General features: G+C 69.5%; 1 protein-coding gene. It reads right to left on the bottom strand.

The genetic code is table 11. The features are described 5' to 3' along the window. A partial coding sequence (locus C1631_RS25460) for a PAS domain-containing protein (RefSeq protein ID WP_228441518.1) occupies window positions 1-485 on the bottom strand: 485 nt, incomplete at both ends.

Genomic DNA, 485 nt, shown 5'->3' with positions numbered 1-485 from the left:
TAGTAGCACCGGTCCACATCCAGCCGCTCGCCCACCAGCCGGCATGCCGCGCTCTGGATCGCCTCCGGATCGGTCAGCGAGCGCACCGCATCGCTCAGCGCCAGGAGGAAGGCCTGCCGCTCCTCGCGATCGCGCAGGGCCGTCTCGGCGACTTTGCGCTCGGTGACGTCGTCGTAGAGGATCAGCAGGCGGTCGTTCGCCTGCGGGTAGACGGAGACCTCGAACCAGCGCCCCATCGGCGTGTCCGTGTGCTCCAGCCGCGCCGGCAGGCCCGTCGCGGCGATGCGGTCGTAGGTCTCGACCCACCAGAGGTCGAGGTCGGGCACCACTTCGCGTCCCGTCCGCCCGCGTGCCTCCGCGGCCGGCAGGCCGACCAGCCGCTCGAAGGCGGGATTCAGCTCGATGTAGCGGAAATCGACGGCCCGGCCCTGCTCGTCGCGCACGAATTCAAGTTCGCAGAAACCCTGCCCCATGGTCTGGAATAG

It is taken from the genome of Chryseobacterium phosphatilyticum (assembly GCF_002899825.2).
Classification (GTDB): domain Bacteria; phylum Bacteroidota; class Bacteroidia; order Flavobacteriales; family Weeksellaceae; genus Chryseobacterium; species Chryseobacterium phosphatilyticum.
Note: the sequence above shows the minus strand (reverse complement) of the source record. Positions and strands in the feature narration are given on the sequence as shown.